We start from the raw sequence: 24,340 nt of genomic DNA on the forward strand, positions 1-24,340 counted from the left end.
AACAGAAAAGGAAGACAATACCAAGCCTCCCCTTATTCACAAAAATATCTTACTTAAAATGTCTGATTGCTATGCTGAAAAGCCTTATATTGATGGATTTGTAGCATCAAACGCTCAAAGTTCGCCTCCTTACATGCTCGCATGATTAAGAAGCAATCAATAAACTTCCACAAATAAAGTCCCAAAAATAACAAGAACCCAATCAAGATAAATAGCGTAACAAAAGATACTGCAAAAGCAATCAGCTTGGCAAATCCCAATTCTTTATTCCCGACATAAAAACGGTCAACACCAAACTCACCGAAGAAAATAGCCAAAATAAGAGCGACAAGAGGTTGACGCATCTCAACCATCATAAGAACGTTTAAAGCCTCATCATCTAAATCTTCTAGTTCTTTTTGCAGAATGAATAACTTATCAGATGGCAAATAACTGCTTTTACTTAAAATATAATTCTGAAGATAATTCATATAAACTCCTACCTCTTCAAAATTATAGCAGGTTCTTATTCTTCAAGCAAGCCTACAGGGGAAAACAATGTCAGAAATCGTTTACATTTTTTCTTTTTTTGCTATAATGAAACTAGATTACAAGGAGGTTCATATGAAAGTTATTATTCATTATCCAAAACCTATCAAACAACTATCCTCCCAAAAACTTCCGCTTCTGGTAGATGGAAAAATTGCTGGGACAGTTACTCAAGGTAAAATTCTAAGCTTACCAATTACACAACCATCTGTTACACTAAGCATTCGAGGGGATAAAAAATCAAGCATTCAAGTTAAAGAAGGCGATAGGGTCCAAATAGTAGAAAACAGTAGATACTTCATTCTCTACTACTTCAGCTTGGCTATCCTTCCAATTGTCATCTTTTTCCAATTTTCTACGATGATAAAGATAATCCTACTTGCTACATCTCTAATCTTTACATTTTTGGGGCAAGTAATCTTCCCAAAATACCTTATCAGCACAGAAAAAAGCTCAGACCACTAAATCTGAGCTTTTTCAAATGATATAGTTCTCAGTTTGCTTTTAGTACAAGGCAACGAGTCGCAGGAGGCTGGGCAAAAAGTCCAAAGCCACTTCTCAGAGTTCGTGTCAACATCTCAGCGCAGTGGTTGATTGGCAGATTTGTTCGTGTTTCACACTCTAAATCTGACCTAATCAACTGTGCGGGGGTGGGAAGACGAACTCTTTTTTGACTAGTTGAGTTCTTTCCCACTCCCAAGGCGAGTTAACGAAGTAATAAAAGATAAGCTGAATAACTATATTAGATAGCTTTTTCATCCAAGCCCAACTTACGTTGTACAAATTTCACAATTTCTACAACAACAACCATGAGACCTGAACCAATAATGGTTACCAACCACTGAGTTGGAGAGAGAACGGAGACATGGAAGAAATTGCTAAATCCTGGAACAACGATTGTCGCCATTAACAAAAGGAAGGCAAATGGAATTGACCAGTTGAAGAGTTTGTTCTTGAATGGACCAACGGTAAAGATAGATTGGTAAACAGACTTAACGTTGAAGGCATGCACCAACTGAATCAATCCAAGAGTAACATATGCCATCGTAAGAGCATCCGCATGAATGGCATGGTTATCTCCAGCGTGCTCTGGGTAAAGAAGTGCAAAACCATATACGCCCAAGACAAGTGCTGTTTGAAGGATACCTTGATAGATAATCGAACTCAAGACACCACCTGAGAAGAAGCTTGAGTTACGACCACGAGGTTTGTGCTGCATAACACCTGGTTCAGCAGGTTCAACACCAAGGGCAATCGCTGGAAGTGTATCTGTTACCAAGTTAATCCAAAGAAGATGAACTGGCTCCAATACGTCCCAACCAAAGAGGGTAGCAAGGAAGATACACAATACCTCAGCTGTATTGGCTGACAAGAGATACTGGATGGTTTTTTGGATGTTTGAGAAGACCTTACGTCCTTCTTCCACCGCAACGATAATAGTCGCAAAGTTGTCATCTGCAAGGACCATATCAGAAGCACCTTTCGAAACTTCCGTACCTGTGATACCCATACCGATACCAATGTCAGCTGTCTTAAGTGATGGCGCATCGTTAACACCGTCACCAGTCATGGCAACAACCTTACCATCATTTTGCCAAGCCTTAACGATACGAACCTTGTGTTCTGGAGATACACGAGCGTATACAGAATATTGCTTGAAGACTTTCTGGAATTCTTCATCCGTCAATTCATTGAGCTCTGCACCTGTAAATACATGGTCTTCTGTATCATTTGGATCGATGATACCAAGACGTTTTGCAATCGCCTCAGCTGTATCTTGGTGGTCACCTGTAATCATGATTGGACGGATACCAGCTTCCTTAGCGACACGAACAGCTTCTGCCGCTTCAGGACGCTCAGGGTCAATCATACCAACCAAGCCTGAGAAGACTAGGTCATTTTCAAGGACTTCAGATTCCAATTCAGGAATAGCATCAACATACTTGTAAGCCATCATCAAGACACGAAGTGCTTGCTTAGCCAAGTCCTTGTTAGTTGCAAGAATGGCTTGTTTATCCGCATCAGTAATCGGACGAATTGTACCGTTTTCTTCAATTTGCGTTACACGTTTGAGCAATTGGTCTGGGGCACCTTTAACAGCTACAAAGAAGTTTCCAGCAGCTTGTTGGTGAACGGTTGACATCAATTTACGTGTTGAGTCAAATGGCAATTCAGCCACACGAGGCTCAGAAACCAAGACTTCACGAACATCAAAGTTTTGATCCAAACCAAATTGAACAAGTGCCGTTTCAGTTGGGTCACCAATTAATTTACCAGTTGGGTCAACTTTCGTATCGTTGGCAAAGTTCATAACACGAAGCGTTGTATTGCTTGCATCCAAAGCTTCTTTAGCATCCACCAATTGGCCGTTTGTGTAGACTTTCTCAACAGTCATCTGGTTCATCGTCAAGGTACCAGTCTTATCTGATGCAATGATTTCAGTTGAACCAAGTGTTTCAACGGCTGGCAACTTACGGATGATAGAGTTACGCTTAGCCAAGACCTGTGTACCAAGAGAAAGGACAACAGTTACGATTGCTGGCAAACCTTCTGGAATAGCCGCAACCGCAAGAGCTACAGAAGTCATAAGAGCAGGCAAGATACCTTCGCCACGTACAAATACCGAAACAGCCATCGTTACCGCAGCAATGACAAGAACTGCATACGTCAAGACTTTTGATAACTGGTGCAAGTTTTGTTTCAACGGCGTGTCTGTCTCATCTGCATTGGCAAGCATGCCTGCGATGTGACCAACTTCCGTGTACATACCTGTATTTGTAACCACACCAAGACCACGTCCGTAAGTAACGTTTGAGTTTTGGTAAGCCATGTTTACACGGTCACCGATTGGTGCATCTTCAGCCAAAACTGCTGACAAGTCTTTATCAACCGGAACAGATTCACCTGTAAGAGCAGCTTCTTCGATTTTGAGGGAGTTGGCTTCTAGCAGGCGCATATCCGCTGGGACAACGTCACCTGCCTCAAGCAAGACGATATCACCAGGTACCAAGTCCTTAGAATCAACCTCTACAACATGTCCATCTCGAAGAGCACGCGCAACTGGGCTCGACATGTTCTTAAGAGCTTCAATAGCTGCTTCTGCTTGACCTTCTTGATATACACCAAAGGCAGCATTCAAGATAACCACGGCCAAAATGATGATGGCATCTGTCAAACCATGTGAACCTTCTGTAATCACCGTCAAAATTGCGGCTGCAATCAAGATAATGATCATCAAGTCCTTGAACTGATCCAAGAATTTCGCTAAGAGTGTACGCTTCTCACCCTCATCCAATTCATTACGACCATAGTCTGCTAGACGTTTGCTAGCTTCGCTACTAGACAAACCATCTAAAGAAGACTCCATGCTTGACAATACTTGCTCTTCGCTTTGTGTATAAAACAAATCGCGTTTTTGTTCTTTTGACAATTTCCTTCTCCTTTTCGGTCTCTTTTTTACCTAACAAATAAAAAAGAGACCTGTCTTATTAAAACAAGTCTCGCTATTTAATATATTGCCGGAAACAAGTCGGATTGACGACAATATCACGGAAATTTCCGCTAGCTACTCCCTCGATTTGTTAACTATTATATCAAAAATCCCGAGAAATTCAAGAATATTTTTCTGGAAATAAGAGATTATTTCCACGAGATTTCCAAATCATAGGAAGCAAAACCTTGCTGGTTCTCCAATCCCTTTAATTCATATTGCAACTGGACACTTTGCTCCGAACGGTTTAATTGGTAACGTTTTGTATCGGTCACAAAATGCTGGATTCCTAACGGTGTAGGAATGGTCACAATAGCTTCTTTACCAGAAATAAATCGCATAATAGACTTCGGAGTGGAAAAGCGTGTCATCACTAACTCTTCTTCGTCACATTTTATGACAACTTTTTCAGCTTCATCGTTACTATAAATGAGATAGAGAGTGCCATCTTTTTCCTTAACTTCCACTTGAAATTGCTGATCCACTACCTCAATCTGCCCATCCAAATCAATTTCATTTCGTAAATGAATATCCATAGATCCTCCTACTATTTTTTAATCCTAGCAACAAAGGAAGAACGAAGCAGAGTAAAGCCTGTATACGCTGCAATGAAGACTACCAAAATTTTTAAATTATTAATATCCAAATTTGATAAGAAGAAAGCGGCTGTCAAAACACCCAGCACCCCACCGACAATGATTCCTGGAACTCCTGGCCAGTTTACTCGTCCTGATTGGATAAACTGCTTGGCACCTGCTGTCATAATCATAGCAGCATTCAACATCATGACCGGAAGAGCAACCGCTGGACTAATTCCCATCAATGAGAAGAAGATTAACTCAGGAGCATAGTTACCCAGCCCCATACTCATCAGCATTCCCACCATAAAATCAAAGGCAATACCAACAGCCAGTTTCCAACCAGTTAAGCCCTTTACTTCATTGGTAAGATCTGCGCCAGGGTTAGTAATCATGCGATAGACCATGAAACAGGCTGCAATAATTAGCAAAATCCCAAGAATTCGTTGAACTTTCTTTGTATCCCATTTTTGAGTTACCTTGGCACCAACAAAGGCACCCGTAAATGCCGCTACTGCCATAGCAATCAGAGTGACCATGTCAACCTCAACTATCGTAATAAACAATAGCGCCTCTACTAAGACTGGTATGATGTGCGCCGTTGTCATGGTCGCAGGAATTTTACGATCGTCTTCCACCAACTTTGTCAGTTTAAACATAGTGGTTGTCGTTGCAAAGGTTCCAATCCCCAAGGTGTCTAGCAAATCAGTAACATAACCGATACCAAATCCTGTCCAAAATTTCTCTTTTAGAGAAATATCGTGCTTTTTAGCATAGGATAGAATTGTGTAAAGCATCCAAAGAATCAGGGCTATAATAAAGACCTGAATAGTTAATAAGATAATTTGATTATTCATTTCTCCATTATACCAAAAGATTCCTTTGGATACATAGCAATATCCTTGTGTTTTAGAAAAATCAGGAATTTATCTCCCTTTTTTGTTATAATAAAACTATGATAGAAAAAGTATTTCGCGATCCAGTTCATAACTATGTACATGTTGATCATGAGCTGATTTATAAACTTATCAATACAAAAGAATTTCAGCGACTACGCCGCATCAAGCAACTAGGGACTACTTCCTATACCTTCCATGGTGGCGAGCATAGCCGCTTTTCGCACTGCCTTGGCGCCTACGAAATCGCCAGACGGATTACTCAAAAATTTGAAGACAAGTATCCACAAATATGGGATACAAATGAGTCCCTACTGACCATGGTTGCTGCGCTACTCCATGATGTCGGACACGGAGCCTATTCTCATACCTTCGAGCGTCTATTTGATACAGACCATGAGGAAATGACCTGTGCTATTATTACTAGTCCAGAAACGGAAATAAATGCTCTGTTGAAACAAGTTTCGCCTGAGTTTCCAGACAAGGTTGCTAGTGTTATCAAACACACCTATCCAAATAAACAGGTCGTTCAACTCATTTCGAGCCAGATTGATGTTGACCGAATGGATTATCTATTACGAGATTCCTACTTCACAGGAGCAAACTATGGTGAATTTGACCTAACTAGGATATTACGTGTCATTCGCCCGACAGAAAATGGAATTGCCTTCAAAGAATCTGGTATGCATGCAGTAGAAGACTACGTTCTCAGCCGCTACCAGATGTACATGCAAGTCTATTTTCATCCAGCAAGCCGCTCTATGGAAGTCCTATTGCAGAATTTACTCAATCGTGCCAAACTACTATATACTAGTGAACAGGAGTTTTTTGCACGAACTTCACCTCGGCTATTACCTTTTTTTGAGCATCGTATCCGTCTAACCGACTACCTCAGTCTGGATGATGGAGTTATGAATACTTACTTTCAATCATGGATAGATGGACCAGATCGTATTTTATCTGACTTAGCTCAGCGCTATATCAATAGGAAAGTGCTCAAATCCATCACTTTCAAGGCCGAAGAAGAGGAAGCTTTGGACCGCCTGCGTAGCCTGGTCGCAGATGTCGGTTTTGACCCAGAATACTATACTGCTATTCACCACAACTTCGATTTGCCGTATGACATTTACCGTCCGAATGCAGAAAAGAAACGGACTCAAATTGAGATTTATCGCAAAGATGAAACCTTGGTAGAACTATCCTCTCTATCACCAATTGTTCACTCCCTATCAGGCACAATCCACGGCGATAGCCGTTTCTATTTCCCAAAAGAAATGTTAGAAGAAACAGGGATTTTCGCACCTCAAATAGCTGATTTTAACAACCATATACATAACGATCATTTTATAATTGGAGAATCAAATGAGCATTAAACTTGTCGCCATCGATATTGATGGTACACTACTAAATAGTCAACACCAAATTACAGCTGAAGTACATTCAGCAATCCAAGAAGCAAAAAAAGCAGGCGTTAAAATTGTTATTGCTACTGGTCGCCCCATTTCCGGTGTTCAAGCAATTTTAGAAGAACTCAATCTTACAGAAGCAGGTGACTACGTCATCACTTTTAACGGTGGCTTAGTCCAAGATGCAGCAACTGGTGAGGATATTGTCAAAGATACCTTGACTTATGAGGATTATCTCGACATCGAATCTGCTGCCCGTAAACTCAAGCTCCCAATGCATGCCAGCACCAAGGAAGGTATCTATACTGCCAACCGTAACATCGGTAAATACACCATTTACGAATCAACACTAGTAAGTGCACCCATTTTCTATCGCACTCCGGAAGAAATGGCTGACAAGGAAATCATCAAAACAATGATGGTTGATGAGCCAGAAATTCTTGATGCTGCTATTCCACTTCTTCCGACCAGCTTGACTGAGAAGTACAACGTTGCAAAATCAGCACCATTTTATTTGGAAATCACCCCTAAAACAGTTAACAAGGGACAAGCTATCATTCATCTAGCTAAGAAGCTTGGACTAACAATGGATCAAACTATGGCCATCGGTGACCAAGAAAATGACCGTCCAATGTTGGAAGTTGTTGGTAATCCTGTTGTCATGGAAAACGGAAATCCTGAACTGAAGAAAATCGCCAAATACATTACGAAGTCAAATGATGAGAGCGGTGTAGCCCACGCTCTGAGAGAATGGGTACTGAAATAGCCTCTTAAAATATCAAAAAAAAGCATCGGATTCAAAATCCGATGCTTTTTGTTATAGTCTTTTAGTTTACTTTTAGTACTCGCTCCAAAGGTTTGGGGAACCTTTGGAGGTTGGAGATAAGGCGAAGTAAGTTCGCTTCAATAGCTGCAGACAGCTTGTACAGTCGAGTGACTGTGCAAGGTTGGAGATAGTACTTGCGGAGCAAGTCACCCCTGCAGAGTACGGCAAAGCGAGTTCACACAATCCATTGGAGTGTGTGAAGTTGGAAATAAGGAAACGGAGTTTCCTCTTACGTCGAAGCAATAAAAGAAAAACTAAATGACTATATTAGAAGTTCAACAATGCCAAGAAGCTTTCTGCTTCAAGTGAAGCACCACCAACAAGTGCACCGTCAACGTCTGGACAAGCCATGTATTCAGCAACGTTTGATGGGTTTACAGAACCACCGTATTGAACACGAACTTTGTCAGCCACTTCATGACCGAAATCAGCAGCAACAACGTCACGGACTGCTTTACACATGTTTTGTGCGTCGTCTTTAGTAGCTGATTTACCAGTACCGATTGCCCAGATTGGCTCATAAGCAATAACAAGTGATGCTACTTGTTCAGCAGTCAAGTCTTTCAACGCTGCAGAAACTTGCGCACCTACGAATTCCACTGCTTTACCAGCTTCATACGTTTCAAGTGATTCACCACAGCAGATAATTGGAGTCAAACCGTTGCGGAAGATTGCGTGTGCTTTTTTGTTGATGTCTTCATCAGTTTCGTGGAAGTAATCACGACGCTCTGAGTGACCGATAACAACATAGTTAACACCCATTTCAGCCAATACTTTTGGAGATGTTTCACCAGTGAAGGCACCAGCATCTTCAAAGTAGCAGTTTTGAGCAGCAACTTTCAATTCAGAATCTTTAGCGAACCACAAGAGAGCGTTCAAATCTACAGCTGGAGCTGCGATAGCTGCTTCAATTTTGTCGTCAGCAGGCAATTTTCCTGCAATTGCCTCAACGAAAGCTTGTGCTTCTTGAGGATTTTTGTTCATTTTCCAGTTACCGGCAATGATTGGTTTACGTGACATTTCACTTACCTCTTCTATATTTATTGTACAAGGTACATTATAGCATAAACTTAGCTAAGATTAAAGAATTTCTGTGCATTTGTATGCGGTAGAATTTTTTAGAATGCCCTGTACTGCATTTTTTGAGGAGAACTAATTACCGAGATGCAAAGAAAAAACTGAACAATTTCTTGCTCAGCCCTTGACAGTGATACCTTTATCCTGTATCATATATTAGAGACTGAGTAAGAAGTAGAGGTTCTTACTCGGTAAGTGGTACGCTGTAGGAGGCGTGCCACTTTTTTTTATTCGATTAAGTTAGTTAGATTATAGCACACTTAGGCACACTGTGCAAGTGCCAATCTGAATTTGTACGCAACACAAAAAGCCTTTCGCTGGAAAGGTTATTTATATATATATCTTGTTATATATCTTTTTATCTACTTGTCAGAGATTTTTCTTTCCTTCTCTATTGTATAGGTGATGGAGAGTATACTCTCGTTCAACCTGGTTAAGTTTTTGCTTGATTGTCGCAGCTGTAATAGATTCTAGTTCAGCGATCTTTTCATACTCTTCACGCCAGGAGCCGAAAAATAAATCTCTGAGTTGTTCCTCGTGGTTGAGGACTATGATACGACTCATTGTCTCTGCTCCCAAAACGGTCCAATACATGCCACGTTTCTTCATCCTATACGTGATTTTACGATGTTGTGACTCCATAATACCTATCCCTGCATGAGTAAAGCCTCTCAGCTCGGCTGGCTTAGTGTATTGAAAATTATTAAGAAGCTTCCTCTTGAACTTCTCGAACTCCTCCATTTCTTCTTCAGTCAATACTAACGATTCTGTAGTGTCTAACACTGTACGTAGTTTGCCTTTATCATGTTGTTTTATCGCCTGAAAAGCTTTGTCTAGCAACTCTTCTGAGTAGGGCTTGAAGAAGGATTTTAGCTTCTGGTTGACATGATACTCATCCCAAAAATGTTCGTGACGTTTAATTTTCAAAGCCTTGGCAATCTCTTTGAAAACATAAGGGGTATAGCCATGACCACCGTCAGAATTGGTAATCAGCAGGGTATTGTCTGTTATCTCGTAAGTGTTATAAAGATAGTCTAGTACCTGTTCTCTGGCCAATCGATTATCTAGACCAACAAATTCCTTTTTATCTTTCAGCTCAAATCGGTTGCTCCCCACTTTCTGACTGCCAGTATGAACTACGAAATGAGATAAATCATAGTGTCGGTTATCCGTGTCTATGTCACGTGCCTTGACCATGACACCGTCCCCCTCAATGTATATCACATCGACCTTCCGCTTTTCTATCTCCTCAGTCTCTTTGTAAAAACGATAGACTTCACGTTCTGTCAGCAACTCGTTGCAGAGTTTGACAGCTTTAACAACAATAGGTTTTGTGATAATGATATGGTAGGTCATCTGAATAACCTGGGTAACCTTCTCATAGGGCATCATTGTCGATAATTTAGCAATTTGATACATGAATTCCCAGGAGAAACGTGTATTCTTTGTTAATCCCAATTTCTCATCAACTGGTACACACCACTTATCACCCTTCTTCCATCGACGACGTCGAAAAGTAAATTCACCAAAAGTAAAAGCGACTGTCCGCTCCATTGAGTGTATACAAGTATAACCCCTAGCCTTCATAACAGGAACCATTTCTTCATCATACTTGGCCACAAAATCATAAAAATATAGTGCATTCTCATCAAACAATTGTTCTTTTAGCACTCGCTCATCAAAAGTAGTGGTTAACATCGACTCTCTCCTCTAATTTTAGAATAACGAGCCCTATTTTAATCGTTCGTTAAATGCTTTTCAAATTTATTTTTATTTTGACATCAAAAAAGCCTTATCCCTGAAGATAAGACCCTTAACATTATTTGATTTCTTGCTTTCGCTGCTTCATTGTAGAATGGATAGTTCCTGCAAAAGCATAACAGATTGGTAGTGACACAAGTCCCCAAAAGCCCCAGACGATACCATCAGCAATGAACGAGAAATCACCTGAGAAATGGACCCCCACCCCAATTAATAGAATCGGCAATACTAGAACTGGAACAAATTTCAATGCTAGTAGTCCGATAACGAGTAAGAAAAACATATTTAAACCAATAAACTGATAGAAAACATATAATGCTGCAGCCGTAAATAACCACAAAAATGTTTGGAACAGTTTTTTAAAAGAGACAAAAATGATCATTTCTATTCTCCTGATAATTCTTGTTGAAGTTTCTCCCATTCCTGGATAATCAATTTTTCCAAGTAATCAGATGCTGACCTCGCTCTATTGTGAACTACTAGGTCTTCTAGCTTGCTGTGGCGTACGTCATGGTGTAGCGAAAAGACAAAACGCCCTTTTCTATCATAACTATCAGGTGCTTTTCGATTAGCCCCTGCACGCTGAACTGGCGTCCGTTCTTTTGGTGGTTCTTTTTCAAATTTTTCTTTTAATTGGGCAAAACGATTATTTGTCATTATGCAGCCTCTCCTTCTAGTACTTTTAAGATGTTTTGATAGACATACTCTATATTATCATAAAACTTTTGGTGCGCTTGTTTTTGTTTGTCTGTCATTTGTTCACGCTGCTCAAACACACTCTGGTTAATGACTAGACTCTTAGCAACCAACTCTTTCTTCTGAATAGAACCCAGGTACGCCTCATCTTCTTGAATAACATCCAGGAATTGGTTACAGGTATCTGTTACATTGTTTCCGTAATACTCGATTTTATTGCCAATAATATAAGGCTCTGCTTTGACATAACTCTTCTTGGTGATAACCTCAATTGCCTCACTCTTAATCCGATCTACAAACCTTTTGAGAGCAAGCCAGGCACGAAAACCATTCGTTGAAGCATCAGTTACTCCTAAGACGATATCAGAAACAGCAATAAAATTAGCTGTCACAAGACTTTCGTCATTGTGGGTATCGATCAAGATAATATCAAACTGTTCTGCTAGCTCATCGTAATGCTCACTAAACCACATGAACAGCTGAAGGTATTTATTATTTCTACTGGATAGGTCTAATTGTTCATCCGTTAAGCGTTCATCCCCACGAATGAGACTAAGATTATCGTTGATGCGACAAATTTCATACTCGCCAGTTGTAAAAATATCATAGATAGTCTTCTCGCTGGTTACGTCGAAGGAATGCGTTAAATTACATTCTCTTGCGCCATCAATCAACAGGGTCCGTTTATTTTTAATACGTGACAACCAATCACCCTGATTGAAGGTCTGGCTGCTTTTCCCACCGCCACCTTTGTCTAGGTTTGTTGTTTGAATTTTCATGAAGTGACTCCCTTATCCTTGATATTGTTATATAAAAAGTTATATAACTTTTTATATACTTATTTTACAACATACAATTCCTTTTGTCAACAAAATATGCACAAATTGTTATATAACTTTTTGTGCATATTGTTATGTATCCGATTATTTAATTAACCAAAGGTTCCACCAATATTTCCACCAACATAATTCTTCAGCTGAATCTGACTGACGGTAGTGTTGAAGTTTCCAACAAAGTAACAATTATCTTCCCCAGCCTTAGTCAATACAATAAGGAATTGGACAACGTCCTCGCTTTCTGACTTTGTCACTTCCAACCGAGAGGCTTGGTAGCTGTATTCATTTACCAGGAGCGCCATCGTCAAAGTTTGAACCATAGCATCCTGACTCATTGACAGATGATTCTCTATCGTTCCTTTTACTTCAGTCAGGTGACTGGCTTGACCGATCATCTGAATGGCTTCTTCAAATGCTTGGGCTACCTGCTCTTTCTCCTCCTCACTGCTTTCTGTATACGGGTGCTCTAATTTCAATTTGGCAGTTCTATAGTTCTTTTCATCCGCAGTTTCTGGGACTGGTTCTGACTCAGTTTCAGCCTCTGACGGGCTAGTTTGCTCACTTCTTGGTTCTTCCTGAAGCTTGCTGCTCGTGAAGTTCTTGGAGGCTGCTACTCCTGAGAAAATAAGCATTAATCCAACAACGATTACATATACCCAATTTTCTTTCATCCATTCTTTCATTGATTTATCCTTCTACTTTCCTAGCTTTGGTTCTTTACCATCTGGGTAGGCAAAGGTAGTGATCGCTGCCTTTTGCTGTTCTGAACTCCATACACGGTAGTTCCAGGTATAAGGCTTCTTGAAATAATCCCAACCTGATAGCACTGTATTTTGTTCTACAATCAAGATTGAACCATCTTCAAACACATGGCAGACAATCCCTGTGTGGCCATATCCTCCGCCTCCAGTCTGCGTAGAGAAGATAGCTCCTTTTTTAGGTGTTGTTGTAACAGTATTTCCAAAGATGTTAGCCCAAGCTGCAGCCTGGTCTTTCCCGTTTCCAATAACAGATCCTGAATGACCCCAGAGGTGATTACCCATGCTGATAGTTAGGTTGACACATTGACCTGCTAAAGAATCACTACCTGGGTTAAACCATCCCGTAGAGCTTGCGTATGCCATACCGAGACTTTTCGGGTCAATAATATACTGCTTCAAACTCTCTGGAATATTATCTGGACTATAGCCCCAGGCAGTTGCATCTGCTGGAACCTTCCCTGTCCCATCAGTAGCGACAGCTGAAGAAGAGTCACTACAATCTTTGCTTGTACTTGTGAAAGTATCTGACGGACTACTATCACCAGAACTAGCAGCAGCCTTGTATGGCTTGTCTCCATGAGCACTGATAGCCTCTTTATCCAACCACTGGTACTTTTTACCAAGGGTGTTATACATATCTATCAGCTTGGTCTTATAAGTGGTATCTGTAGCCCATCCACCATCAGCAATGGCACTTAAAGTAGCAATGCCGTCAGTATTATTGATAGCACCAGTATAGAGAGTCTGGTGGGCCATAAACTCCGCCTTGCCGACGATCCCTGCAGCATAACTTGAAAACCAGGTATAAGCTCCACCTGTCCCATCTCCAACATTGGCTCCAGGCTTAGTACCCGATAGGTCCACACTATCTTCACCATAGGTGGCAATTGTAACTGGAAAATCGCTCTTCGTAGAGGTTTTCACTCCTCCCATATTGTGAGCTTGCCAGAAAGAAGTGCCGTTAGGATTAGAGAAATTGAATCCATTTTCAATCATCGTTTGAGTAATGGAGGCAGATGGCAAAAAACCACCTGCCTTCCAGGAGAGGATATAAGCCTCCTTGTGCTCCTTTACAAATGAATCGATGGAACCGTCACCTGAATATACAGAAGACTGCGTAGAGGTCGATGTTACTATTTCTGTTGAACAATTTTCTTGTGTCCCACCAATAGCAGCACCTAAAACCCCTACTAATATCGTTACACCTATGCTGATTAGAAAAAGGAATGAAATCAGTGGAACCAGTATTTTTAAGAAAACAACTTTTTTCACGTCACCCTACTTTCTACCACAAGCCTAGAATAGTTTTTATGACAGCATAGAACATTAGAAAGACAATGAATCCGATGCCTAACTTCTTCAGACTTTTTAGAAACTCTCGATCACGGGCTTCTTGAGCAGCCAAACGTTCAGGGTCAGATTCTCCTTCAGAGGCAAAATACTCTCTAATTTCTTGGTTTCTAATTCTACGGACCGTAAAATAGTTATTGATAGCTTGTTTTCGTCTTGCAATTGGGCCAAGTTTGTATTGTCTCTTATTTGACATACCCTCATCCTTTCTACTGAATGCCACCATAACGTTGAATTTCTGGTGTCAATAATTGTTGGTTGAAGACTAAGTTCCCAACTCCTGCAATGTTCATAAAGAGCTGGCCCTTAGCTAATCGAGGTAGTGTTTCCAACTCAGATTGGTTCATAGACCCTGCTAGAGCATTAGCAAGCAGAGGGATGCTCGTCTCATCTGTCTGTGCAAATACACGATACTGCATCAATCCAAAGATCCGCTGGACTGCTATCACATAGGGATCCTTATGACTGCCGATTCCTGTTTCAAAAAGGATGCCTCGAAGAGAGTTTACAGATAATACCACCCCTGCAAAATTCTCTCCCATCGAATCAATCATATCCGCCAGCAATTCCACGCTGCTCTCATACTTGGGATTAATTAAGGTTTGAGCCTCGCTAATGTTCACAATATAATGCTCCATATCCATTTCCATCAGACTTGGATTAGCCTTGATGAGCTGCTTACAGCGTTTACCATTATTGACAATATCAGCTGATACCAAAGATAGAACTGAAAAGATCTGAGCGTTGAGCAAATGCGTTGTCCCCTTCAATCCTGAAAAGTCAAAGGTTACTACTTGCTCCGAAGAAATGTCCTGAAATTCTGTTGTACCTTCAAACATCTCAGCATTTGTTGTTAGCAGTTCATTGAAGGTCTTATGAATACGATTGACTGATTTAATTTCTATTTCATCAGGGTTACTTTGGCTCATCAAACTACGCTTATAGTCCTCTGCATACAAAATAAAATCAGATAGGATAGGATATTCTTCGTTTACCAAGTCCGTAGCCTTCAGTCTCTCTGGATTCAGCTTAGGATTACGGGCCCACAAGCCTTCTTCAATGTAAAATTCATTAAGCATATCGCCAAAAGTCGTCAGATCATCACCTGTTACTTCACTATTAAGTAGCTTGAAAATGCTCTTGAGTTTTTGAATATGAAGATTATAGGATTTCTTCTTATCAACTTCTGTCCCTGCCTCGTTGGTAACTGTTGGAAACACCTGAAAAATGTTAATGCGGTTGGCTTCACCTGATAAATCAAGTATGATGCCATGTTGCTGCCTTGTTTGATCTAGGAACGTTCCATTGGCATCAAAATTACGAATATAGTTTCCTTTGGAATAGAGGCCGTCTGTATGCTTCAGAAGGAAGGAGCGTTGTCCCATCTTCGGATTCCCTGAAACAATCATAAACGAGCGGGTCCGACGTTCATCCCGTTCTAGGAAATTGAAGTTTACAGCTCCCTTGGTCGGTGTCCATCCCATATAGACACCCCTTTGGTCTTCTAGCTTAGTATGGTTAAAGAAGTATCCACCTGCCAAATCACGTGCTCTAATCGGAATACCTCTTCTATGATTAGGCAAATCTATTTGATATTGTGCTGGTATGAATGGTGCATGGTACTCAAAATCCAATTCACCTGAGAGAATTGTTGATTTGAAGTTAGAAGTCTTATCTTTAATGTCCTCTACTTTCTTAAAGAGACCTTCTTTAGTCGATGCTGAAGAATAATTCCGAACATACATACCAAGCATTGCAATATTCTTCTTGGAGATCTCTCTATCCAATTGAGTCAAATCTTTAATTTCATCCATTTCTCGCTGGTTATCAACGATCTTGCTGTTGCCTGTAATACGAGTTGACTTTTCCTCGATGGCATCTTTTATGTCTTCCTTCAGTTCCTTATTATTTGCACGGTAAAGCGATAGAAAAGAACGTGTTCCTGGAATCAGCATGAGGTCGGATAACCAAAAACGGTCCAAGTCTTCTGAGGGGTACTCATAAAAATGAAGCACTGTATGGTAGCCATCTCCACTTACCCAGGAACGGTCATCCTTTTTGAAATCAATATTTCCTTGTGGTTGAATCCGACTGAGAAAGGCCAGGTCATATCCCTGGGCTTTTAACTGTCGCTGTCTACGCTTTGATAGTTCTGGCATCTTATCCTTCCCTTCTTAAACCTTTTCATTCATGTTGTTATACTGCTTGATAATTTGTTCCTTCTTAACCCTAGTAATTTCACGTGGAACAAAATCGCCATTTCCATTCGTCTTGGCCTTACGGACCAGATCGTCTAGTTCTGTTGTAGTAGGTGCAAAGAGCCAGAGGATAAACTCTGTATTATAAATTTCTTGTTGAATGCTCTCTTCAACCTGAATTTCATTGATAAGCAATGTTTCACGATCCAGTAGTTGCAAATATCGACGAGAGTCAGGAAGTAGCTTCGCTTTTTCCTGCCGAACCTTGCTCAAATGGTGTCGAAGATCCATTATCTGAGTATCAGTGTTAGTTGGCAAAGTCGTGGTCTCGATCTGAATATCTGTGTTAAAGTTGGTTAGCCAGGTTTCAAAGTTATCAAGAGTACGTCTAATCTCGTTATAAGAGAGCGACCCCAAGTCTTTCCCTGGAATCTCCATCAGCTGAAGATAGCCATAATCAACCAATTGAATATAAGCTTGACGGTTATCAATGATTGATTTGACATCGAGCAGTTCCACACAGGAATGAAGGTCAAAATACTCTTGACCGCCTTTCTTCGTATCCTGTTTTCGTCCCAACGGACGTTTTTCAATTGGCTGTGTTTGTGCCTGCTTAATAGCCATTAGTGAACCTCCCTTCTTTGATAATTAAGGCTAATATAACGTTTCCTTCGTCTTCTGAAAAAGAGAAGCATACTATGCCAATTTTTCTTTCCACCATTTGTTGGTAGAACCAAGTAAAGGCACATCAGAGGTGTTAAGAGAATAAAAGCAAGCAACTGTGGCCACTGGCTAGTTGGAAATATCTTCGTCCCAACAGATACCGCAGCAACCGTTGAACCTCCTACAAAGACTATATCAGCCATAAAGAGCCCTATAATTTTTACTTTGGCATAGATGTCACGTGGAACACCGTATTTTTCATCCATATATCTAATTCCTTTCTCTTAATACTTCCATCATAAGAGATAATGACATTTCCTGCGTTAAGAGGACAAACTGCCTAGCTGACAATCACGATATTTGTTATATAAAAAGTTATATATCTTTATGCATAAAAAGAGCCTCAAAGCTGAGACTCTTTAACCATATTGAAAAATTCTTCTTCTGACAAAATGATGATTGACTGCCCTTCTGCTATTCTAGACATAGCAGCCTCATATTTCTTGGAACGTTTATCAGGATCAAAGAGATTTAATTGCTTATGACCAGCAATAAGAATATCTGTTTGAGCCGAAATGTAATTCTGAACAACCGCCCCTCTACGCTCTAGAAAGGCAATTACATCTTGCCTGGTCATTGGGCGTAAACTCCCTGTAATCACAATAACCTTACCCGCAACATCAAACATTGATTTACTCCTCATTTTCATCAATCTCTGCACCGCTGATATGCGATTGACCTTGCATGTATTGACCTGCTTGCTGCATTTGGTGCTTCATGTAGTTCATTTGCTGCATCGATTGATCGAGACTACGTCTAGGAGGGGTTGAACCGCCAGTTGGTCGAGAGTTGTTGTGGGGATTATTTGGAAGTGGGCTATTTTCAATTGGATGAGTGCTTTTTTCAGATGAAGGAGCTGGGTCTTTAATTCCACCAGAGGAGTTACCAGATATTCCTGAGGGAGTTCCAGTTGGGTCACTGATGCCTCCAAAGGCTTCACCAGTTGGCTCTGTAGGCGGTGCCGTTGGATCTATAATACCTCCACCACTTGGACCGCTGTCGGTGTTGTCAGACACTTCTGCTGACTGTATGTTTGGATCAGTAATACCTCCGTCATTCGGACTACTATCGCCCTTGTCAACCACCTGGGATTCATAAGGAGCTTCAGGAGATAGTCCTTCACCACCGTACTGACCTGAAGGATTTAAAGTATACTCCCCATTATCATTAAAACCTGGTCGTGGCGGAACCGCATCATTCTTCAAACCTTTGTAGACAGCATCATGAGCAGCTTGTTCTTTTTTACCTAAATTGTCCGCTATAGCACCTGTAAAGTCTTTCGCCTTACCTACTGCTTCTTTGCCCATCACATCAGCCAGGTCTACCATGTTGCTGACACCACCTTTAGCTGCATTCCAGGCTCCTTGATCCCTAGCAGCGTTGATAGCTCCTCGAATACCGCCACCTGTCGTTGCTAGACTGTTTCCAAGGACTTTGCTCCCTGCTGCAACTGCGCCTGGGGCTTTCTTAGCCATATCAAGACCAAAACCACCCAATGCCATAGCACCGTTACCTACTGCACCCGCTCCAGTCGCAAAAGCGTTCCCCATCATCATCGCACCTAGCAATTGCTGTGCAGTGTCACTGTGGCCAGTAGAAACACCCAACCAACGTTCGATCATTGTCACTCCCTGCATGGCTGCCAGGAAAACGCCAATATATACCAAGGAGGCCGCTAGACACTGTTCCCACATGTTCAGTCCATCAAAGAAACCGCCTGAAAGTTTTGTTACTGCCGAAACCGACAAAGTTGGCAAATCTCGGAAGATTTCAAGGGTTACACGCATAATCACAACTTCAAAGAAGATACCTGCCAGTGCACCTCCCATTGTGCGTAAAAGCTCTTTATACTTCTTAGAGTTGGACAAGGAAGAGTATCCTTGGATTGGTGAAATCATGGCTTCCACCACAATATCGAAGACCGACTTAACAAACTTGATTGACATAGAAATCAGCAAGACAATCAGGATAATGTACTGCATGAACATCCCTATCCAGTTGACCTTGTACCGCATATAGACTGGCTCAAAGGCATTTAACTGACCGACAACACGGTGTTCAGTAATCGTCTCCACTCCTGTCTGACTAGCATTAAGTTTATGAAGAAATAATCCCTTTAATCCCTTTTGTTTGTCATCCATTTCATTCAACAGTTCAGAATTGGCGGCACCATAGGTAGCACCAAAGTCAATTCGTGTTGGAAAATCGCTAGTATCTCGTTTACCAGGACTATCCGTAATATTATTTACGGGTGTTGAACCTTCTTTTGGCGGCTTAATGTAGCCATAATCATCTAGGGGAAACAACTCTGTTGAAAAGTCATTGTCGATCAACACCTTGAGATCTACGATATTGTTCTTCATAGGCTGTATCGCTAAGGATGAATAATGCTTACTCCCATCTGTGCCTTCACTAGAAATCGTCTGGATATTCATCGCATCTTGGGCCATGACAGATGAAACAGTCGTCAAGGCTAGAGGAAGAACGGCCGTCACCATTGTGACTAGGAGGAAATTGGTAATCACCCCTTTATACTTGACTGGCTTTGTAAAGACTCCAGTTATCGCCGAAACAACCAGAATTAGGCTAAAGAGACTGGTTCCGACAACTTGAAACCAAAAATAGAACTGACCTATAACCGTGTTGCTATCTCCTAAGTAACCAAACAAACCAAAGAGTTTGAACATATTGTTAAAGACACGCTCAAGACTAGCTGTAATGGAATACAGAGCTTTAGCAATTCCTCCTGGAATATAAGCTAAAAAGGATAAGAAGGCTGGAATTGATTCAAGATAGCTACTCCAGTATTTATAAAAGGAAGCAAGCTTTTCCGCATTATCCCCTGTAATATTTCCATTCATCGGTCCATTAATATCTAAAAATCCTGTTTCTAGATCGTTGACCAAATCGGAAAAAGTGTCATAATTCAATTAAAGGCACCTACTTTCTATATCAGCTACCTTCATCATAAGAGATAATGAGGATTCCTGCGTTAAGGGGACAAGTTACGGGAGGCATCAAAAAAAAGCCTCAAATTTGAGACTTTTCTTTATTTAGCTTTACCTGAGAAATCATAGTAGCCAAAACTGCGTGGCTCTCGTCCTAAGTAAAAAATACGAATAGATTCTCCGCCGTCTGACAGTGCAATTTGATAAGCTCCCTCAGAATCTTTTAAAGTTGGATTTTTTTCACGACTAACAATTATTGTAAAATTATCAGTCCCCTCTAGTTCATTTGATAGTTCGTCAATTACACGCTGTGTGTCCAACGGTATATCTTCTTCAGAGACGACAGAAAAGTATTTCATGTCTCCGTAGCTATTCGTTATTGAATTATCTTTTTTATCAAAGGTTAATATATCATCCCCAGCTCTAAACGGATATCCACCGCCTGACTCCTCAGAATAACCAACGTAGCTATCCTTTAATTCAGTTTTGACAATATCTTCTGTGGATTTTTGACCACAGGCTGCCAGAACAACCAGAGCGATGCCAAGTATAAATAGACTTAGATAACGTTTCAACTTCATAGCGAACTCTCCTTGATATTTCTTGGCTTCATTATAACAGAAATATTATGTTCGCTCAATGGTTATATATTTTGTTATATAACTTTTTATTTACCTTGTTATATAACATCATCCACAAAGAAAATATCATCTTCGTCCTCATCATCGAAAACTTCAGCAATTACAGCTTGAGTCAATTCAACTGGAGAGGTGAAGCGGGCCTGGCTCAATGGTTTATTCTCCTGTCTTCTCGTAGCCAATTTAGGTGTTTCTCCATTGGTCCTCATACGGTCCGTCAGAGCTATCCGCCAATCAATAATCTTACCAAAGGTACTTTGGGCCCCTACTGCAATATCCTGCAAGTCAAGCTCTCTATGGCCACTTTCTACAGGAATATCAGCCAAGGTCATCGAATGATCAAACTCTTCTTGAAGGAACATATAGCGATACGGTAGACTGGTTTTCTCGTGTAGGAAAATTGGGTCCGTTGTTATCTTACGGCCTACATTGTCACGGCCCTTAACTCCACGTAAGATAACCGCTTCTCCTTCTTGGAGTTTGGCTAACTGTGTAGGCGTTAGAAGTTCCTGTTTTGGATTTTCAATGGCTACATTTGGATTAGCCTCATCTAGGATATTGCTTGACCGTCTGCGACGTGTGATGGTCCGAGTACCGAGGTCCTTACTAATGGAAGTGTTCGTAGTATTAGACGTTGATTTGATATAAACTGTGAGCGAACAGTTCTCCTTAATGGTTTCAGCAGTATTCTCACCGTACTTGTCAGTTAGCTGCTTGAGGTTCTGAATCCAGAGATAGTATAAGATATTTTGACCAAGACCGATTGAAATCTTGGTGTCCATATGAGGAATGGCTGGAATATTGGTGAACTCGTCTAGAATATGGAGGATGCGATTAACACATTTACGACCATTCGACAGGGCCAGCTCATAATTGGCATTAAACAGCTGATCCAGGAACAGAGATACAATACTGTTGTATTCTGTTCGGTTTGGCGGTGTGACCAGGTAAATCACTTTTGGATTATCTGAATACACAAACTCAATATCCTCTTCCTGGAGAAGACTGTCTGCTTGCTTATCTAGGATGGAGACTTTGATATAATCCAATATTGGTTTCTTCGTATACTCGTCCAGAGCAACTACCTTACCAAGTTTCTTATAAACTTTTTCAGCTGAAAATTGGAAGGTGCTATCACGAATAATAGAGTCACCATTGTTCTCATGATCAAAATCGATCGTTACTAAAAACTTATCAGGAAGTTTTGGCTCAATCACATAGGTTAGATAGCCCTCTCCATCGATAAGAGCCGTAGCTGCGTTTACGTGAACAACTTGTCTAGTTGATTTGCCCCAAGCTATTTGACTGATAATCGTAACCTTGGCCGTCTTGTGGGCGTATTCGTTACGCATAGCGACATTAGAGCTTGATCGGAACTTAATCGACAGGCGACGTGGGAAACCAACCGCTTCCAAGTCAATAGAATTTTTAGACATGAGCTTGGCAATATTGTCTTGTAAGAAGAGGTTGATTCCAGACATCATACTGGAGAAGACGTTCCCCTTGGTCTCTTCAGAGGCAAAATCTGAGGACCTGAAGTTCAAGTCTGCCATATCTCTAAACTTAGAAAACTGTTCCTGGTTAATCTTACGTAAGTTATCAAAGTAAACTGTTATTTTTGATTTCTTCTTAACTGGCTGATCACGGTCTGGATTCTCAACGATTTCTCCAAAGTCATTAACAAATACTTCTTCTGAACCCAAATCAGTTAGAAACTTGGCAATGTTACGAACAGTGACAGTGTCCCAAGCATCCGTTTCTCCATTCTTAAAGGTTTCATTAGCACGATCAATTAAAGCCATAGCAATCGCATTGAAGAGGGAAATAGACGTATCTTCCCAGTATTTTGCGTTACCATTGCCAACACCTGGTTTTGTTTTACGATAGATTGCTTCAGCGACTGCATTTACCCTTGTCTGAGTCATTTCATAGTAGCCCTTCTTTGCAGCTGCAATTGCTAGAGCTAGAGGGTTATAAGACATTGACCAGTCCATATTCTGGAAAGATAGGACATTGACATCATAACCACGTCGACGCATGGTTTTGTAAGAGGATTGATAATGCTCACCTTTCGGATCAGCCAAGACCATAGACGGCTGTATCTCAGCCCGACTATTAATATCAATTGTTGTCGTGATATGGCCCTCACCTTTACCTGAACGAGTCATACCAATACCCAGCATGTTTGTTGTGCTGTCTTCTATATAGTAGTCCCCTGAAGGTTTGGAATAGATCCCTAGTATTCTTTCTGCGTTCGTCAGATAACGGCTAAACGTACGATTTTGCCAGAGCATTTGAGAACCTAGAGTTAGTCCTGATAGGCTCTTCCTTGTTTCGTGGAGAACAGGAACCCCTCCTTCACCTAGATAGGTTTCTGTCTTGTTTGGGACCTTCTTATATTGTTGGTGGATTTCCTTGACTGTCGCGAAGCGATCATCACCTTCTTCATTGTGGTTATAGTCTCGATACTGCTCAAAGTTTACCCAAGCTGATCGCCAAGCTATCACCAAACTAACCAGAAAGATAGGCACTGCCAGAATTGGAGCAATCACAAATACCCTAGCATTGAATAGGTTTTGAATTAACAAGCTATCGATGTCAAAGCTAGCTACTAGGCTACTATCTCGCAAACTCATGACCGAGAAATAAAGAAAACGAATTGCTGCCCTTAATACAGTCACAAAATAGTTTGTGATAATAAAGGCTATGAAGCTAAACCCTATCCCCATAAGCACAAAGCTACGAACATTTTTGAAATATAGCAGAGGCTTCATTTCTTTGTCGAAACGCTTCCTGTCTGGTTGAACAAAGGGCAGTTTGTAGATGAGCCGAAAAAGAATATTCCCCAGGAGCAGGAACAAGAATGAGGGAACAATTGTTGCACATCGTTTAAAATATCGCCAGGCTTTCTTCCCTATTTCTTTTCCAGCTGAGCCCCAGTCAACCTCACGTCGATGTCTCCAGGGATGTAGCAGCGCTTCCTTTTTGTCCATGAAGTATTGTTTTATGATATCTTTATCATCTATAAAGCCTTTCATCACCTGAAGAAAGTCATGCAATGGCTTCCTGATAGTCCTAACCCCCTGGTAACAAAGATAGCTGACAAAACTGACTATGAGTATTGCATTAAAGGGATTAATCTTCGCAAGCTGGACCAGAGTGTAATAAATCGCTTCTAGCCAACTAAACACGTTGCTCACCTCGCATATCTTCTAAAAAGCGTTTGATTTTCTCACCATAAAGCGTAGAGAAAAGGAAAATTTTGAATTTCTGCTGAGAGGAAGCTAGCTGGTAACGCTCCAGATAGGAGCTAACACCTGCTTCGATGCCCAATTGAACAGTATATAGATGGCATGTTCTACCTTGCTTCAGGAAATTTTCTATTTGAAGTGAATCAGCCATCAGATCATCTGATTGATATTCTACTTGTTGCTTCATCATAAGCAACCATCCTTTCTTATATTTTTGCACACTCTTAGTCTAAGGGATATTAGCCTTTTCTGCGTTAAGGGGACAAGTAGAAACTATATATAAAAAGTTATATAACTTTTTATATATAAACAGCGGCTTCAGGACCCTGATTAAAACAAAAATAGCACGTGAGTGGTTTATCTCACATGCTACTTTG

At 40.8% G+C, this 24,340-nt stretch carries 23 protein-coding genes; 3 read left to right on the forward strand and 20 right to left on the reverse strand.

The annotated features are described in order from the left end of the window. Positions 1 to 53 precede the first annotated feature (53 nt). A complete protein-coding gene (locus P7J36_RS02105; protein ID WP_004298733.1) occupies positions 54 to 470 on the reverse strand; it encodes a TM2 domain-containing protein in 417 nt (138 codons plus the stop codon). Between the two features lie 133 nt (positions 471 to 603). On the opposite strand from P7J36_RS02105, the gene P7J36_RS02110 reads away from it, so the two are divergent. After that, entirely contained in the window at positions 604 to 993 is a 390-nt protein-coding gene (locus tag P7J36_RS02110) for a hypothetical protein (protein ID WP_408551043.1), read from the forward strand. Positions 994 to 1,270: 277 nt separating this feature from the next. Here P7J36_RS02110 and P7J36_RS02115 read toward each other — a convergent pair whose 3' ends face one another. The 3 genes from P7J36_RS02115 to P7J36_RS02125 all read right to left on the reverse strand — a co-directional run bounded on the left by P7J36_RS02115 (position 1,271) and on the right by P7J36_RS02125 (position 5,453). Beyond that, positions 1,271 to 3,958, reverse strand: coding sequence for a cation-translocating P-type ATPase (locus P7J36_RS02115; protein WP_408551044.1), 2,688 nt, complete (start codon positions 3,956 to 3,958; stop codon positions 1,271 to 1,273). Between the two features lie 209 nt (positions 3,959 to 4,167). Further along, positions 4,168 to 4,554, reverse strand: coding sequence for a YwiB family protein (locus tag P7J36_RS02120; RefSeq protein WP_408551045.1), 387 nt, complete (start codon positions 4,552 to 4,554; stop codon positions 4,168 to 4,170). Positions 4,555 to 4,565: 11 nt separating this feature from the next. After that, complete coding sequence (locus P7J36_RS02125) at positions 4,566 to 5,453, reverse strand: sulfite exporter TauE/SafE family protein (protein WP_074391758.1); 888 nt, start codon at positions 5,451 to 5,453, stop codon at positions 4,566 to 4,568. A 98-nt stretch (positions 5,454 to 5,551) separates the two neighbouring features. On the opposite strand from P7J36_RS02125, the gene P7J36_RS02130 reads away from it, so the two are divergent. Both P7J36_RS02130 and yidA read left to right on the forward strand, forming a co-directional pair. Next, positions 5,552 to 6,865, forward strand: coding sequence for an HD domain-containing protein (locus tag P7J36_RS02130; RefSeq protein ID WP_029171514.1), 1,314 nt, complete (start codon positions 5,552 to 5,554; stop codon positions 6,863 to 6,865). Then, on the forward strand, positions 6,855 to 7,664 hold the full coding sequence (gene yidA / locus P7J36_RS02135; RefSeq protein ID WP_408551046.1) for a sugar-phosphatase: 810 nt from the start codon (positions 6,855 to 6,857) through the stop codon (positions 7,662 to 7,664). The genes P7J36_RS02130 and yidA overlap by 11 nt, the downstream gene beginning before the upstream one ends. A 327-nt stretch (positions 7,665 to 7,991) precedes the next feature. Here the strand turns inward: yidA and tpiA are convergent, their stop codons facing one another. The 16 genes from tpiA to P7J36_RS02215 all read right to left on the reverse strand — a co-directional run bounded on the left by tpiA (position 7,992) and on the right by P7J36_RS02215 (position 24,153). After that, positions 7,992 to 8,744 carry a triose-phosphate isomerase gene (gene tpiA, locus P7J36_RS02140; RefSeq protein WP_408551047.1) on the reverse strand — a complete coding sequence of 251 codons (753 nt, stop codon included), beginning with the start codon at positions 8,742 to 8,744 and terminating at the stop codon, positions 7,992 to 7,994. 426 nt (positions 8,745 to 9,170) lie between these two features. Beyond that, positions 9,171 to 10,499, reverse strand: coding sequence for an ISLre2 family transposase (locus P7J36_RS02145; protein ID WP_029175396.1), 1,329 nt, complete (start codon positions 10,497 to 10,499; stop codon positions 9,171 to 9,173). 121 nt (positions 10,500 to 10,620) lie between these two features. Next, complete coding sequence (locus P7J36_RS02150; RefSeq protein WP_024389288.1) at positions 10,621 to 10,944, reverse strand: hypothetical protein; 324 nt, start codon at positions 10,942 to 10,944, stop codon at positions 10,621 to 10,623. Positions 10,945 to 10,946: 2 nt separating this feature from the next. Continuing rightward, positions 10,947 to 11,219, reverse strand: coding sequence for a hypothetical protein (locus tag P7J36_RS02155; RefSeq protein WP_029681423.1), 273 nt, complete (start codon positions 11,217 to 11,219; stop codon positions 10,947 to 10,949). Next, positions 11,219 to 12,037, reverse strand: coding sequence for a ParA family protein (locus P7J36_RS02160; protein WP_024389287.1), 819 nt, complete (start codon positions 12,035 to 12,037; stop codon positions 11,219 to 11,221). Before P7J36_RS02160 ends, P7J36_RS02155 begins: the two co-directional genes overlap by 1 nt. A 152-nt stretch (positions 12,038 to 12,189) precedes the next feature. After that, a complete protein-coding gene (locus P7J36_RS02165) occupies positions 12,190 to 12,777 on the reverse strand; it encodes a hypothetical protein (protein ID WP_029175397.1) in 588 nt (195 codons plus the stop codon). A gap of 12 nt (positions 12,778 to 12,789) precedes the next feature. Then, positions 12,790 to 14,127: a CHAP domain-containing protein gene (locus P7J36_RS02170; protein ID WP_408551048.1), complete on the reverse strand. Its 1,338-nt coding sequence runs from the start codon at positions 14,125 to 14,127 to the stop codon at positions 12,790 to 12,792. A gap of 13 nt (positions 14,128 to 14,140) precedes the next feature. Then, positions 14,141 to 14,401, reverse strand: coding sequence for a hypothetical protein (locus tag P7J36_RS02175; RefSeq protein WP_029175399.1), 261 nt, complete (start codon positions 14,399 to 14,401; stop codon positions 14,141 to 14,143). A gap of 13 nt (positions 14,402 to 14,414) precedes the next feature. Continuing rightward, on the reverse strand, positions 14,415 to 16,364 hold the full coding sequence (locus P7J36_RS02180) for a virulence factor (protein ID WP_408551049.1): 1,950 nt from the start codon (positions 16,362 to 16,364) through the stop codon (positions 14,415 to 14,417). Between the two features lie 15 nt (positions 16,365 to 16,379). After that, entirely contained in the window at positions 16,380 to 17,027 is a 648-nt protein-coding gene (locus tag P7J36_RS02185; RefSeq protein ID WP_024389282.1) for a hypothetical protein, read from the reverse strand. Further along, the gene (locus tag P7J36_RS02190) at positions 17,027 to 17,332 is read right to left on the reverse strand and encodes a hypothetical protein (RefSeq protein ID WP_408551050.1); all 306 of its coding nucleotides are present in this window, start codon (positions 17,330 to 17,332) and stop codon (positions 17,027 to 17,029) included. Before P7J36_RS02190 ends, P7J36_RS02185 begins: the two co-directional genes overlap by 1 nt. A 137-nt stretch (positions 17,333 to 17,469) precedes the next feature. Further along, the gene (locus P7J36_RS02195) at positions 17,470 to 17,754 is read right to left on the reverse strand and encodes a BRCT domain-containing protein (RefSeq protein ID WP_024389280.1); all 285 of its coding nucleotides are present in this window, start codon (positions 17,752 to 17,754) and stop codon (positions 17,470 to 17,472) included. A 4-nt stretch (positions 17,755 to 17,758) separates the two neighbouring features. Continuing rightward, positions 17,759 to 20,056: a pLS20_p028 family conjugation system transmembrane protein gene (locus tag P7J36_RS02200; protein ID WP_408551051.1), complete on the reverse strand. Its 2,298-nt coding sequence runs from the start codon at positions 20,054 to 20,056 to the stop codon at positions 17,759 to 17,761. Between the two features lie 119 nt (positions 20,057 to 20,175). Further along, positions 20,176 to 20,655, reverse strand: coding sequence for a hypothetical protein (locus P7J36_RS02205; protein WP_172015969.1), 480 nt, complete (start codon positions 20,653 to 20,655; stop codon positions 20,176 to 20,178). Positions 20,656 to 20,753: 98 nt separating this feature from the next. Next, complete coding sequence (locus tag P7J36_RS02210; RefSeq protein ID WP_408551052.1) at positions 20,754 to 23,903, reverse strand: VirD4-like conjugal transfer protein, CD1115 family; 3,150 nt, start codon at positions 23,901 to 23,903, stop codon at positions 20,754 to 20,756. Then, positions 23,896 to 24,153 (reverse strand): hypothetical protein, encoded by a 258-nt coding sequence (locus P7J36_RS02215; protein WP_024389276.1) that lies wholly within the window; start codon positions 24,151 to 24,153, stop codon positions 23,896 to 23,898. Before P7J36_RS02215 ends, P7J36_RS02210 begins: the two co-directional genes overlap by 8 nt. Positions 24,154 to 24,340 lie beyond the last annotated feature (187 nt).

Origin of the sequence: Streptococcus suis, from assembly GCF_046032115.1 — a bacterium.
GTDB classification, from domain to species: Bacteria; Bacillota; Bacilli; order Lactobacillales; family Streptococcaceae; genus Streptococcus; species Streptococcus suis_AJ.